The following is a 14,235-nucleotide window of genomic DNA, read 5'->3' as shown; positions in this document are numbered from 1 at the left end:
TTTTATATCAGGGATATGATCCCTCCGATGAGAATTCTCACATGCGCCCTGTTAGCTGTATCTCTCTGCTGTATCCCAGCACCACTTCAGGCTGGAGGAGAGGTTCGTCAATTCACTAATAAGCAGGGACAAAGCATCCAAGCCTCCGTAGAATCGATCTCGGATGATAAAGTCACCTTGCTGCTGAAATCTGGTAAGTCATATACCATCCCTATCAGCTCGTTGTCGCAAGCAGATCAAGATTTCCTCAAAGAAAATGCTGGCAAACTAAATGCCGGGCTAACAGGGATAGCTGACCAGCTCAACCAAGCCGCTGGCCACCAGCTATTCACAGCGGACAGTCTATTCACTCGCCCAGCTGATGAAATAGCCAGCGCGCTCAAGCTTAAGCCAGAATCGAAGACAGATTATAGCCAGAGCTGGCGTCTCTACGCCGCCTTCCGAGCCAAAGATTACACACTCTTCGGAGCCATGCCTTACTCTATCGCCATGTACGCAGATGCAGAGGGAAATATGCAAAGCCTATCCGCTGTATTTGCTAACAAAGGTGACTTTGGCCAAGAAGCCAATTTTGGCCCCGACCACTTTCTCAACAAACGACCAAACCCACCGGGCAGCTTACAAGAAGCTATGGACATGGATGACGCCGCCGTTCATGGCGCAATCACGCCGATACTAGGGGAACCCAAAAAACAACGCTACGGCGAAGGCAAAGCGCGCCGTTGGACACAGCGCTGGGACTGGAATGGACTCAGCATTTTACTCTCCACGGCTGAGAATGAATATGTCACCCTGAGCATCGTGCCCACCGCTCTAGCAGACAGCAAAGGCAAAACTGAGCGAGTCAAAGACGAGGTCATTAAAGCTCAGCTAGAAAAAAACCTCAGCCAGAACGAAAATGGCGATGTATTGCTGAAAAATATCCCAATGGTCAACCAAGGGCCCAAAGGGTACTGCGTTCCTGCTACCTTCGAGCGCGCGATGCGCTACATGGGTATCGAGGCCGATATGTATTTGTTAGCCATGATTGGCGAAACTAACGAAGGCGGTGGTACCAGCGTGAGCAAACTCGTTGATGGGGTAAAATCCCAAGTCTACTCAAAAGGGCGTCGCACCAAGGATATCGATTTGAAAAATCCAATCCGCATCCGCGACATCAAACGCTACATCGACCAAGGCGCCCCACTCATGTGGCGTATGTGCTCAACTGACAAGTACAACGAGCTAGCCAATAATCGAACCAAAGCTCGCCAGAGCGTTACCGACTGGGCCGAGTATGCCAAAATAGCAGCTGAAGAATCCGCACCATTTGCCGACTATCCATCAGCTGAAGACTCCTATCACATCTGCATGATCATCGGCTACAACGAAACCACAGGGGAAATTGCCGTCAGCGATTCATGGGGGCCTCGTTACGAAGTCCGCTGGATACACAGCTTAGAAGCCAGCCCATACAGCAAAGACGCCTGCTTCATTATTTTGCCATAAAGGGTGAGCTGCTGGTTAAATTATTGGAGTGTTAGTTTGTTGGGGTAGCGCGGAAAGGCAGTCTGCTAAACTCTTCTCTGAAAAGTTTTTCGTTGGATTGATGGAGTTATTGCCGTCTGAATTACTTAGTCCGTGGGATGACTTCATCACATTGTGCAGGGCTGGCATTGAGCTGATCCTTCGGGATCGACGTGCGATCTATCTTTGCTAGATTACCCATTGCGCTCGCTAATCAAGTTTGCTAAGCATTGTTAGCTAAACCGTTGACCTAATGACTACACTTACGATATCTGACCAAAGCCTAGCAGGCGCTATCACTCATCAGTGTGATGTTCATTTCGATAATAAAAAAGTAACTATCAAAGACATCATCAGCTCACGTGTTCAGCAAGAGGTTGAGCAATATAACAAAAGAATGGAAGGTCATTTCTATGGCCTGATCCAGCCGAGTGAGCTCGAGCAAAGGCTTAACTCTTCAGCAAAGAGGACATGCAAAGAGATTGATGCCGAAAAACAAATCTATGTGGCATTAGATGCTTTCCAGAAAAATGGATTTTTCGTTTTTGTGGATGATGTGCAGGTCGATGGCCTGCAGCAGGTTGTTGATATCCAGCCGGCTACTTCCGTCAGCTTTGTAAAACTCACGCCTCTCATTGGAGGTTAATTTCCCACCTTCCATCACACCCTATCATGTCTGAACAATCTATACTTCCTGATTACGCCGCTATTGTCTCTGATTTTATTGAGCAATCCTGCCCGATGTTTTTTACCAACACTGATAGCCACGAGGTGAAGCTGACTCAGCTGCAAGTGAGCGCAGAGTTGAAAAAGTTAAACGCAGAGCAGAAGGCTAAACTCACGCTATATTGCATGGATCTGTTATGCGCTCGGAAGGATTTTACCTCAAATGATCTAGCCAATGGAGATCTGTTGGCGAGAGGGAGAGAGGACTATTCTACCAAAATGTATATACCGACCTATGCGTCATTTATTAGAAAGGCGGCTATTAACCGTAGCCCTCAGCTTGGACCTGCCGTAATCACTCAATATTTGCTTAAATATCTGCTGAAACTTAAGCTGACTCTATCAAACGAAGAGCTGATTATTCTGTTCGAATCAGCCAAGCAACTTGTTCCATGCGACGGCGGTGAGAAGTCGCCAACTATTTACGCAGGGGATTGGGCGATTAAACGAATCATCAACCAGTTAAGCTCGAACATTAAGACCAATGGGCTTTCTGATGAAATCATTGAATTCATCAACAATTACCTTAGCTGGAGATACTTTAAGACCAATGGGAAAGCAATTCTGGCAATGAAGGCTCAGCTATTTGGGCTAGTCAATGAGGGAGGGAGTGCTATGCCGCTGTTCGAGCTAGCAGATGATGATGTGATTGCTGATACGATCAAGAATTTGATAAAGGTAGCGGCCCCGCCAGAGCGAGACATGTTATACCGTATGCTAGAATTGAGCTCGGGAGCTAAAGCTGGCAAACCCACTGCTGCCTTTCTAGAGAAATCTAAGGGAATCATCGAGACGAATAAAGACTTCTTCCGAGAGAGCATGCATAAGATTCTAAAGCAATTGTGCGATGCTGAGCCTATTGAGGAGGCTGGTGACGATGGATACACCTATCATATCTTCATCGATGGAGATAACATCCCTATCATCAAAGGTCTGGTTTGGTCATCGGTGCAGTTTCACGATGAGACCATGATTGATCTGCTAACAAAACTAGCTGAGAAGTCATTTAAAAAGATCCCTGGTCAAGGGCCTATGTGTGTTATTGTTGGTAACGCGTGTTTATACACCTTGGCGAATTCAAAAGGATTACATGGCATCAGCCAGTTGTCTCGGCTGAAGTACTTCATCAAGCAAACGAATGCGAAGAAGATAATCGACAGCTACCTCCAAGAGGAGGCCGAGAAACGAGGTATCAAAGCCTATGAGATTGAGGAAATAGCAGTGCCTGATTTTGGCCTCCAGCTAGGATCACGTGAAGATGAGTTTGACGGCTACAAGCTACAGCTGAACTTGGTATCTCCAGGCAAGACTTCGCTGCAATGGTTAACCCCAGAGGGCAAAGCTCAGAAAACCAAACCGGCGCTGATAGCCAAAAGTAAAAAGCTGAGCGACAAGCTCAAAACGGTTCAGGAGACGAACAAGCAGATTCAGAAATTCTCATCAGCTCAGAAGGAGCGGATTGACCGTTGTTACGTTGAAGATCGTGTGTGGGACTATGAGACTTTCAGAGAATATTACATCGATCACGGTCTTGTTGGGCCGATCGCAGCTAAGCTGATATGGAACTTCAGTAATGGTGATCAATGGGAGGCTGCTATGTTGATAGATAGTGAATGGTTAGCGGCTGATGGTTCGGCTATCTCGCCGCCTGATAGATCGACTAAAGTCCAGCTGTGGCACCCGATCTCATGCACTGAAACAGAGATCGTGCAGTGGCGAGCTAGGGTTAATGAATTAGAGATTCGCCAGCCATTTAAGCAGGCCTACCGAGAGGTCTATCTGCTAACTGATGCTGAAGTGATAACAAAAAGCTATAGTAATAGAATGGCAGCACACCTGCTGAAGCAGAGACAATTTAAGGGCATTACTGCAGGGCGTAGCTGGAAGTATTCGCTGATAAATGAATACTATCACGGCAGTGTAGCTAGGCCAGCTTGCTTGAGGGTGCCCGCCTATCATCTGACGGCTGAGTTTGGTATTAACGAGGTATACGTAGAGGACGGCAATGAGCCGGACGGTGTGAATCGCTATATTTCTACCGACCAAGTGAAGTTTATCAAAGATGATGGCGAGGTATTAGATCTGGTGGATGTGCCTGATCTTGTTTTCTCGGAGATCATGCGTGATGTCGATTTGTTTGTTGGTGTCTGCAGTGTGGGCAATGACCCTGAGTGGAGCGATACCGGTGTTGAGCAATTTAGTAACTATTGGGAGGGCTATTCATTTGGTGATCTCAACGAAATGGCGAAAACTCGCAAGTCAGTTTTAGAGATGTTAGTTCCTAAACTTAAGATTCGTGACCAGCTGAGATTTGATGGAAAATTCCTGCGTGTGCAGGGCAAGTTGCGTGAATACAAAATCCACATCGGCAGCAGCAATATACTGATGGAGCCAAATGACCAATACCTGTGCATCGTACCCTCAAGAGCTTCTGAAACCAAAGCAGATAAGATGTATCTACCCTTTGAGGGAGATCGTGGCTTGTCTCTAGTTTTAAGTAAGGCGGTGCTTCTAGCTGACGATCATAAGATTAAAGACTCCACTATCATCAGCCAGATCAGCCGCGAGAATTAGTCAGAGCGTATGACGTGAGCCATGGGCTCGGTTGTGGAGCTTAGTTCAAATGTACGCTGTTATTCGCTGGGGTATTGGCCGTAGCCGGGGTCCGCATAGGTGAAGTCGCGCAGGTCGTGGGGAGTTATAGACTGGCGAGTGTGTAGAAATAGATTGTAGATTGCCGATTTCATGTTAGTGGATGGTCTGAGCATGCTGCTTAGCAAGTTCCTCTTTCGAATGGTTCGAGGTAACATGCTTATTCATCTAACCCTATCTCGGAGATTTTATCTAATCAAAAAAATCCCAGCTGGGTTTCCGCTGGGATTGGTTGCTAGAGAAATTCTATCTTAAGAGATTACCTTTTCTTCGGTACTCTCACGGCATCGATTATGAATTGGGTGTCTGGGTTTTCTATCGACCCACAAAGTTGTTTTGTGAGCTTTTTCCAGTGTGGGCCATTCCCTTGGTCTAGACCAAACAGGAGTTGGGCATTGCAGACCTTCCAGTTCAGGTCGTCATTTTCGCGGACATCCTTATCATCCTGAATCAGCTGGCTGGCGGCTGCGTCAGCCGCTTTCCAATCAGAGGTCATTTGGGCGAGGAAAATGGAGGCGAAAGTAAAGTAGGGGTAAGTGACTTCGGTGTTTTCAGCTTTAAGGACTTCACGAGCACTGTTGATGGCTGGTCGGAGGAGTTTTAGGTATTCTCTGTCGGCTGAGCCAGCATCTGAAACGATGGCTGCTGTTAACTGGCTGGCTCTCGTTTTATCGTCATCGAATGCCCCTTGTTCGATTAACATCAGCACAGATGATGTGATGAATCGACGGTAATTTAGAAAGCGCTCGAGCTGTTCAAATTTGGGAGAAGATATATTTTCGTAAAAGGCCATTGAGATTGGTTCAGCATCTATGTCGGCTGGAACCTCTTTGGTCTCATAGACTAGTAGCCACTCTCGGAGGTATTCATGATAGCCGGGGTCCGCATAGGTAAAATCGCGAAGGTCACGGGGAGTTATCGACTGGCGAGTGTGCAGGAATAAATCGTAGATTGCCGAGTTCATGTTAGCTGCGGTTTTGGCTTGTGATTTCATTGAAATTCAATCCAAAGCGGGCGAGGTATTTTTTGAGTCGATCGCTGTCGTTAGGGTTTTGTTTCTTGGTTCTGGATACCGCAAAAAGCGCTCGGCCCGCCTCACTGAGGGTTTTGCTATTGCGGCATTGGTGGATGACAGCAGCCAGCTGGGGGCGGTCGAAGGGGTCAATCTGTTCGATTTGTTTGTCACTTAGGAACTCATCCAGCTGAGCCGTTTGCTGCTGCTGTTGATTTGGCCGCAGCCATGAATGTTGAAGCCGTTGGATTTCATCACTAACCTCATCATGGCGAATTCTTCCTCTGGGCGCTAGGGTGGCCATGCGAGTGATAGCGGCATTGAGGTCGCGAAAATTTCCTCTCCATGGCTGAGCTGGATCTTTAGCAAATTTAAGAAATTCCTGTTTGGCCTCTTTGTTGAAGCTAACAACTCTACCGTGTTTGTTGGTGAAGCTGCTGAGTTCGTAGTCAAGGTTAGGGGCGATATCATCACGGCGATCAGCTAGCCCTGGGAGCTCAAATGTCCACAGGTTAATACGAGCGAGAAGGTCCTCGCGGAAGCGTCCCTCTGAGACGTCTTTCCGCAGATCTCGGTTGGTGCCGGCGATCAATTGAAATTGGCTTTTAACCTGATGGTCTGCTCCAACTGGCATGAAGGTTCCTTCTTCAATAGCTCGAAGTAACATCGCTTGCTCATCTAGGCCTAACTCGCCAATTTCATCGAGGAAGAGTAAGCCTTTGTGTGCTTCGCGAAGTAGGCCAGCTCGGTTGTTCTGCGCTCCAGTAAAGGCTCCTTTTTTATGGCCAAATAGGGTGCTCATGGCGGTGTCTCCTCGCAGCGTGGCGCAGTTGACTTCTACAATGGGCCCATCTAACTGACATCTGTGTTGGCGTAGCTCGTAGATTCTACCAGCTAGATGGGATTTTCCTGCTCCTGTGGGGCCAGTTAGGAGGATGGGCGCGTCAGAGCGCAGGGCGACAACTTCGATTTGTTGGATCAGCTGGTTGAACTTTTTGTTACGGGTTGCGATGCCTGATTTGAGGAAGTCTTGCGCTTCGGCTTGCTCCTGATTGAAGCGACTAGCGAGCTGGTCGTACTTCGATAGATCCAAGTCTATCACCGTATTCGAGCCAGTTGGCTGGTGTGCGTCTCGTCCACGTGGTGGTTCTGATTGCAAGAGCTTGCCTGGCAGGTGTCGTGACTCTGTTAGCAGGAATAAACAAATCTGAGCCACGTGTGTGCCTGTGGTCATATGAGCTAGGTATTCCTCGTTCTCTTGGTCAAATTGATACTTGGTGAAGAAGTCGTGCAGCTGGCTGAAAACGTCTTCAAAGTCCCAGTATTTTTTTATACCTATCAAGTTGAGAACGATTGTGGTTTCCGGCGAGATTTGCTCGATATCTGCTTTTACCCGACGAGCTAGACTGCTGCTGTGGTGGTCGTGAAATAGTTCTAGCCGATGAACGATTTCATCTTCGTGGCTGCATAGGCTCACGTTAGGACGCCATTTATCCCAGCGTTCAGGGCCAGATCCTCGATCAAGTTTTGTACCAAGAAATCCAAAGACGACACGTTGCTTCATGCGTGTATCTTAAAAGATAAAGCTGTATAAAAAAAGATATTATTTGGAGGTGTTTTGTCTGGATTGGTTTGCCTGAAAATCTGGCCTTAAACTTTTTAAGTCGCACGGCGTATGGATTACAGAGTTTTCGATATTGTTAGGTTATCAGTTTGGCATGGCGAATGCAATAAGGGGGCCAACAACGCAAACGACGATGGCTAATAAAAATCTATTTCAACGAATCAAAGGAGGACTCATGCCTCACGCTGATACACAGAACAGTGCTGGAGGTAGAGCCTATCAACTTAGCGACAAGCAAGCACTGGCTCAGTATGTGGCGACTGGCTGCTTGAACGGGACTTTTTACAATTCAGACAAACAGCAACTTGAGAATGTATTGAAGCTAGCAGCTAAGGTTGAAACTCGCTTTCTCGCTCAGCTTGCATTGTATGCGAGAACCAAGGCTTACATGAAAGATACACCAGCTTTGCTCTGCGCCATTATTGCGACGCGGGATACTGATCTATTAGCTGAGATTTTTCCTCAGGTGATAGACAATGGTAAGATGCTGAGAAACTTCGTACAGATCATGAGATCTGGAGTCACTGGGCGAAAGTCTTTGGGCAGTGCTCCGAAGCGTATGGTTCAACAGTGGCTGAACAGGGCTAGCGACCAGCAGCTTATCTATGCTTCTGTTGGAAATGATCCCTCACTGTTGGATGTCATCAAAATGGTTCATCCTCGTCCAAAGTCTAGTGAGAGGGAGCAGCTCTTTGCTTATTATCTAGGCCGTGCTTACGATATCTCTAAATTACCACATCCACTACAGGATTTCGAAAATTACAAAAAGACGGGACAAGGGGAGATTCCTCAGGTGCCCTTCCAATTGTTAACTTCGTTAGGGTTAGGGAAGCAAGAGTGGCAGAGTATTGCTAGGACAGCTCCTTGGCACATGACGCGGATGAACCTGAATACCTTTTTGCGCCACGGGGTTTTTGATGATCCAGCTATAATAAAGCTGGTGAGTGATAGACTTCGAGATCCGCAAATCATCAAGAAGGTGAAGGTCTTTCCCTATCAGCTGATGGCGGCATACATGAATGCAAGTGATGATCTTCCAGCTGCGATTCGTGAGGCATTGCAAGATGCTTTAGAGATCTCGCTGGAAAATGTACCTGTTGTTGAAGGTAAGGTTGCTGTATGTATCGATGTTTCAGGATCAATGCACAGCCCGATTACTGGATATCGTGGGACTGCAGGGTCGAAGGTGAAATGTGTCGATGTGGCTAGTCTGATTACCGCTGCAATATTGCGCAAAAACCCATTGGCTGAGATTATTCCCTTCACTGGGGATGTGCTTAAGGTTCGGCTGAATCCGAGGGATAGCGTGATGAGTAATGCCGCAAAGCTGGCTTCATTGCCATGGGGTGGTACGAATTGCAGTGCTCCACTTAGGTGGCTTAATAAGAAGCGGAGACAGGTAGATACCGTCATCTTCGTTTCTGACAACGAGTCCTGGCTGGATTCAGCTCACTACGGCTGTTTCGGTGGGGCCGCGGCCACCGAGACCATGAAGCAGTGGAGTCAGATCAAGCAGCGTTCTCCAAGCGCGAGAATGGCGTGTATCGACCTAACTCCTCACGGAAACACCCAAGCTAAAGAGCGGGACGACATTCTCAATATTGGCGGCTTTTCTGATCAAGTATTCAAGTTGTTAGCTAGTTTTTCTAGTAGGCAGACGACTGCTGATCTTTGGGTCGATGAGATTGAGAAAGAGCGGGTCAGGATGCCTTTGAAAAGCAGTGCCTGAACAATCAAGGGCTGCGGCGGATGCCGGTGGAACTACATCAAATGAAAAATAGGTTTCACCCCACTTGCCGCCGTAGCCCCTAGGTCGATGAATGCATGAGAAATTACATTGGTTAGCGAAAGCGGGCGGGTTCGAGTCCCGTGCAATCGCCACTTCTTCGGGAGAGCGGTTGATTCATTTCTCAACCCTTGTCATCGATCGATACAAAATAACAAATACACACGGGTGAATGCCTGAGAAATTACATCTTTAATGCACAGGTCGCTGGTTCGAGTCCAGCTCGTCATTTATGGCGGTAGCTCAGTTGGTAGAGCCGTGAAACATTTCTCACTTCCTTGTCACCCACCTTAACAAACCTAAATACAAATTTCTGGCGTGATGAATGCTGGAGGAATTACATTTGGCGCGGGTTCAAATCCTGCTCGTTATTAATAACGGTAGCTCAGTCTGGTAGAGCAATGCTTAGCAACGGTTTCTCTCTTTTTGTCATCACTCCAACACTTTAAGAATACCATGAAAGAACAGATACATAAAACTGGGGAAGCGACTGGATTTCTCCCAGCCCGAGAAAATAAGGGCAAGCCGATCACGGTGATCGGCACGGATAAGATTGTCGAGGGGTTTGACGATGGGTGCCTGCGCCAAGCGCTGAATGCTCGTTCCGCTCCTGGAGTGAGCGAGGTGGTTTTGAATCCAGACGCTCACATTGGCTACGGGGCTCCTATTGGCTGTGTGATGGCATCGCCTACACATATCTATCCGGGGCCTGTTGGGGTGGACATCAAGTGCTCGATGAGCCTGCTGCAGCTGGATGTTCCGGATGAGGTGATTGCGGATAAACGAGTCCGTCGCGCCTTGATTAATGCCATTTGTGAACGTACGCCAACTGGCGCTGGCAAGGGGCAGCGCTCGGTGAAGAAAGCTCGTCGGGTTGATATTGAAACTGGTAAAAAGGCAGTCATTTACGGTGCATCTGAAGATGTTTGTGAGCAGTTAGGCATTCCCGTGGAATGGGCCAAGCGCTGTGAGGACAGTGCCCATGTTGGTCATGATGGCACTCACGATGCGCTAGCTCGTCGGCTCCAGCTGATGCTAGATGGAGGATATGCCGGGCGATTTCCTAAAAAAATTGAGCAGCTAGGATCCTACGGTGGTGGCAATCACTTTGGTGAAGCCGAGTCAGTTAGGGTGGCGGATACAGGCGCAGCTCGTTTGGCAGCGGATGTTTTTGGGCTAAAGGATAGACACGTTGCCTTTCTATCGCATTGCGGTTCGCGAGGTTTTGGTCACGATCTAGCGACGAATCAATTCCGTGTCTTGCAGAAGAAATTTGAAGCTTGGGGAACGGAGTTTCCAGCTGGCGATAAACACCTCTGTTATGCACCGCTAGGGACGCCCGAGGCAGATGCATATATTGATGATATGTCGCTGGGGGCGAACTTCGCGACGGTGAATCATCTGCTGATCAACGCATTAGTTTTAGAGGCTTTCCAAGAAGTGTTGCCGGGGACTAAGGGGGGTCTAGTTTATTTTATCAGTCATAATATAGCTAGAGAGGAAGTGATAGCTGGCACAAAACAATGGGTCCACCGTAAAGGCGCGACTCGAGCTTATCCAGCGGGTCATTTTGCGCTCAAGCAGACACCATTCTTTGATACGGGGCATCCTATTTTGTTACCGGGGAATCCGCGTGATGGATCAGTCGTTATGGCTGCTCTAGCAGGTGCAGAGAAATCGTGTTATTCGGTCAACCATGGCGCGGGTCGCCAGCTCGGTCGCAAGCAGGCATTTAGGACCCTAGATCAGTCTAATGTAGACTCTGACTTTGATCAGAATGACATCATGACGAATTGCCGTAAGTATCCACGCGACGAAGCTCCCGATGCTTATAAAGATTTCAATGAGGTGTTGGACTCAGTGAAAAAGGCTGAACTAGCTCACGAGGTAGCTCGATTAGATGCTCGTTTTGTGATCAAAGACGCTAGTGCCGCTGACGATTAATGTCCTGCGAGAATGGTCACGATCATGTGAAAGTTGATCGTGGCCAATTTAACTTTCAATTGATAGATACAAGAATATGTCTGAACTGATTCATATTGACGGTAGCCAAGGTGGTGGACAAATACTCCGCTCTAGCTTGTCATTAGCCATGCTAACAGGGAAGGGGTTCCGGATTAAAAATATCCGTGGGCAACGACGCAAACCTGGCTTGCAACGGCAGCACCTTACCTGTGTGCAGGCAGCTGTAGCTGTGTGTAATGGCTCAGCTGATGGTGTTCATCTGGGGGCGGATGAGCTCATCTTTTGTCCCGGTGAGATCACAGCTGGCGACTATGAATTTAGCATTGGTTCAGCGGGTAGCACTTCGCTGGTATTGCAGACTCTATTACCAGCCCTGCTTATGGCTGATAGCGTGTCGAGTCTACGTCTACATGGCGGGACACATAATCCAATGGCGCCGCCGTTTGAGTTTTTAGCTAGAGTATTTCTGCCTCAGCTAAGAAAAATGGGGGTGAGCTGTGAGTTAGAGTTAGTGAAGCCAGGTTTTGCTCCAGCTGGTGGCGGCGAGCTACATTTAAAGCTAAGCCCTTGGAAAAAACGAAACCAACTGCATCTACGAGACCGGGGAGCCCAGCAGGCAAAACGCGTTGCCGTGTACGCGGCTCATTTGCCCGCCAGTGTGTGCCGACGTGAGTTAAAGACCTCGCTGAAATGTTTGGCTTGGCCGGAAGATTGCGGGCAAGTGGTTGAGATGGATGACAGCTCGTGTTCAGGTAATGTGTTAGCCGTTGAGTTTGAGAGTGAGCATGTCACCGAGCGAGTCTCTGCTTTTGGTTCTTATAGTCGTAGTGCTGAGTCTGTAGCGAAGAAGGCGGCCAAGCAAATGAATGACTACCTCAGCAGTGAAGCGGTGGTTGGTAAATTTTTAGCTGACCAGCTGTTACTGCCAATGGCTATGGCAGGCGGGGGATCATTGATCACTCTGGCTGCGAGTAATCACCTGAGAACTAACGCAAAAGTCATCGAAGCCTTTTTACCTATGAAGGTGGGGATCGAAGAGCTTGATGGTGGGCGATGTTTGGTTCGCGTCGTGGGCTGATGCTCGCGGTGTGATCACAAAAAATCCCAGCTGGGTGGCCAGCTGGGTGGCCAGCTGGGATTGGTTGATGAGTTCGGGAATTGTGGGAGGGGCCAGCTGTGGGCATGGGATGAGCCGTGCTTCAGCTGGGAAATTGTACTGGATGTTAGTAGACGTCGCGGCCGTAGCGTTTGTCGGCTTTGAGCATGTTAACGTACTCGGCAGCTTCTTCGGCGCTCATTTTCCCGTGGGTCTCGATGACTTGGTGGAGTGCTTTATCGACATCTTTAGCCATGCGTGAGGCATCGCCGCAGACGTAGAAGTGGCCGCCTTCTGATAGCCATTGATAGAGGTCTGCGCCGTGTTCTATCATCTTGTCTTGAACGTAGATTTTTTCTTCCTGATCGCGTGAGAATGCGGTGCTGAGCTGGTGCAGGTAGCCGTCTTTTTGTAGCTGCTGTAGCTGGTCTTGATAGAGGAAGTCTTGGGCGACGTGTGGGTTACCAAAGAACAGCCAGTTTTTGCCAGTGGCTTGGGTGGCTTCGCGTTCTTCGAGGAAGGCACGGAATGGGGCGATGCCGGTTCCTGGGCCAACCATGATCATTGGTACTGTTGGGTCAGCTGGTGGGCGGAATGCTTTGTTGCTGTGGACAAATACACGTGGTTGAGCTTTGTCTGTGCGCTCGGAGAAGTAGGTGGAGCAGACGCCTTTGCGTTCACGTCCTAGTGAGTCGTATTTGACCACACCGACAGTGAGGTGGACTTCATCTTCGTGAGCCTTTGGGCTGGATGCGATGGAGTAAAGTCTAGCTGCTAGAGGCTTGAGCATGGCGAGGAAATCAGCAGCTGATGCGAAGCTGATAGGGTGCTCTTTGACGAGGTCAATGATCTCGCGGCCCCATAGGTAATCGCTGAGGGCGGCGCGGTCGTCAGCTGTGGTTAGGGCGCTGAGTGATTCGCTGGCTGAGGCCTCGGCCCACGCTTTGGCTAGCGGCAGGGTGATGTTGCGGATTTCGTAATCTTCGCTAAGCAGCTGGCTGAGTGGCTTGCCGTCAATTTCTTCACTGGCATCAAATCCGAGTGCGTCGATGAGGTCGTCAACTAGCTGGCTGTCGTTGATAGGGTAGACGCCGAGGGCATCACCCGCTTCGTAAGTTAGGCCGGAGTCTTTGAGGGAAATCTCTACGTGGGTGGTAGATCTAGCACTTTCTTCGGCATTGAGGTTTTCTAGCTGGAGGACTTCGGCGGTGAATGGATTCTTTTTGTTATAGCCAGTGTCTTCGTCATCGTCGTCGCTGGCTACTTCTACTGAGCTGAGCTCACCGAGTAGTGAGCTGGTCCAACTGGCGTAGTCGTCGTCATATTCTACGTCGAGGTCGACACGGGCGACGATTGGCTTGGCGCCGAGTTTTTGCAGTGCGAGGTCGAAGTCGATGCCGCACTGGCAGAAATCTGGGTAGCTGGAATCACCGAGTGAAAGCACGGCGTAGTTGAGGTTTTCTAACTTAGGTGCCGCGTCGCTGTGGAGGAAATTGTGGAAGTTTTGCGCGTTGTCTGGCGCTTCGCCATCACCGTAGGTGGAGGTGATGATGATGAGGTGCTCGAGAGTCGTTAGGCTAGCTGGATCGAATTCACCGAGGTCGACGATGCTAGGCTGCAGGCCGGCTTTGGTAGCGGCTTTGGCGAACTTTTTGGCGAGTCCTTCAGAGGTGCCGGTTTGTGACCCCCATGCGATGGTGATAGGGATTCCTGTTGGGGCCTGCTCTGCGCCGCCAGCGAATGGTGCTAACAAACCTGTGAGGTAGCCGTTGAGCCACTCGCGCTGCTCTGGCGAGAATGGGGCGTCTTCTGGAAGGATGGCTGAAATAGGATTCATGGTGAGTGAGAGAGTGTGAAAGTTAGAGTGG

Annotated in this window: 10 protein-coding genes and 1 tRNA gene; 7 read left to right on the top strand and 4 right to left on the bottom strand. The window is 49.0% G+C overall.

What is annotated here, in order from left to right; genetic code table 11:
- Nucleotides 1–27: 27 nt before the first annotated feature.
- The 3 genes from JIN82_RS06605 (at nucleotide 28) to JIN82_RS06595 (ending at nucleotide 4,806) form a co-directional block, all read left to right on the top strand.
- Nucleotides 28–1,488: a C39 family peptidase gene (locus tag JIN82_RS06605; protein WP_200310847.1), complete on the top strand. Its 1,461-nt coding sequence runs from the start codon at nucleotides 28–30 to the stop codon at nucleotides 1,486–1,488.
- A 271-nt stretch (nucleotides 1,489–1,759) separates the two neighbouring features.
- Nucleotides 1,760–2,152 (top strand): hypothetical protein, encoded by a 393-nt coding sequence (locus tag JIN82_RS06600; protein WP_200310846.1) that lies wholly within the window; start codon nucleotides 1,760–1,762, stop codon nucleotides 2,150–2,152.
- Nucleotides 2,153–2,178: 26 nt separating this feature from the next.
- Entirely contained in the window at nucleotides 2,179–4,806 is a 2,628-nt protein-coding gene (locus JIN82_RS06595) for a DUF4132 domain-containing protein (RefSeq protein ID WP_200310845.1), read from the top strand.
- Nucleotides 4,807–4,865: 59 nt separating this feature from the next.
- On the opposite strand, the gene JIN82_RS17470 is transcribed toward JIN82_RS06595, so the two are convergent.
- The 3 genes from JIN82_RS17470 to rtcR all read right to left on the bottom strand — a co-directional run bounded on the left by JIN82_RS17470 (nucleotide 4,866) and on the right by rtcR (nucleotide 7,460).
- A complete protein-coding gene (locus tag JIN82_RS17470) occupies nucleotides 4,866–5,000 on the bottom strand; it encodes a hypothetical protein (protein WP_267906512.1) in 135 nt (44 codons plus the stop codon).
- Between the two features lie 143 nt (nucleotides 5,001–5,143).
- Nucleotides 5,144–5,878, bottom strand: a complete 735-nt coding sequence (locus tag JIN82_RS06590; protein WP_234041822.1) for a hypothetical protein — start codon at nucleotides 5,876–5,878, stop codon at nucleotides 5,144–5,146.
- Nucleotides 5,850–7,460 (bottom strand): RNA repair transcriptional activator RtcR, encoded by a 1,611-nt coding sequence (gene rtcR, locus JIN82_RS06585; RefSeq protein WP_200310843.1) that lies wholly within the window; start codon nucleotides 7,458–7,460, stop codon nucleotides 5,850–5,852. The genes JIN82_RS06590 and rtcR overlap by 29 nt, the downstream gene beginning before the upstream one ends.
- 193 nt (nucleotides 7,461–7,653) lie before the next feature.
- Here rtcR and JIN82_RS06580 point away from each other — a divergent pair, with 193 nt between their 5' ends.
- From JIN82_RS06580 to rtcA, 4 genes are all read left to right on the top strand, one after another.
- Nucleotides 7,654–9,249, top strand: a complete 1,596-nt coding sequence (locus JIN82_RS06580) for a vWA domain-containing protein (protein ID WP_200310842.1) — start codon at nucleotides 7,654–7,656, stop codon at nucleotides 9,247–9,249.
- Between the two features lie 289 nt (nucleotides 9,250–9,538).
- Nucleotides 9,539–9,679, top strand: a tRNA-OTHER gene (locus JIN82_RS06575).
- Nucleotides 9,680–9,762: 83 nt separating this feature from the next.
- Entirely contained in the window at nucleotides 9,763–11,250 is a 1,488-nt protein-coding gene (locus tag JIN82_RS06570) for an RtcB family protein (protein WP_200310841.1), read from the top strand.
- 76 nt (nucleotides 11,251–11,326) lie between these two features.
- Entirely contained in the window at nucleotides 11,327–12,349 is a 1,023-nt protein-coding gene (gene rtcA / locus JIN82_RS06565) for an RNA 3'-terminal phosphate cyclase (protein ID WP_200310840.1), read from the top strand.
- 145 nt (nucleotides 12,350–12,494) lie between these two features.
- On the opposite strand, the gene JIN82_RS06560 is transcribed toward rtcA, so the two are convergent.
- Nucleotides 12,495–14,204 carry a sulfite reductase subunit alpha gene (locus JIN82_RS06560; RefSeq protein ID WP_200310839.1) on the bottom strand — a complete coding sequence of 570 codons (1,710 nt, stop codon included), beginning with the start codon at nucleotides 14,202–14,204 and terminating at the stop codon, nucleotides 12,495–12,497.
- Nucleotides 14,205–14,235 lie beyond the last annotated feature (31 nt).

Origin of the sequence: Persicirhabdus sediminis, assembly GCF_016595495.1 — a bacterium.
In the GTDB taxonomy this organism is placed as follows: Bacteria; Verrucomicrobiota; Verrucomicrobiia; order Verrucomicrobiales; family Akkermansiaceae; genus Persicirhabdus; species Persicirhabdus sediminis.
The sequence above is the reverse complement of the archived record's forward strand: the minus strand, read 5'-3'. Positions and strand labels throughout refer to the sequence as shown.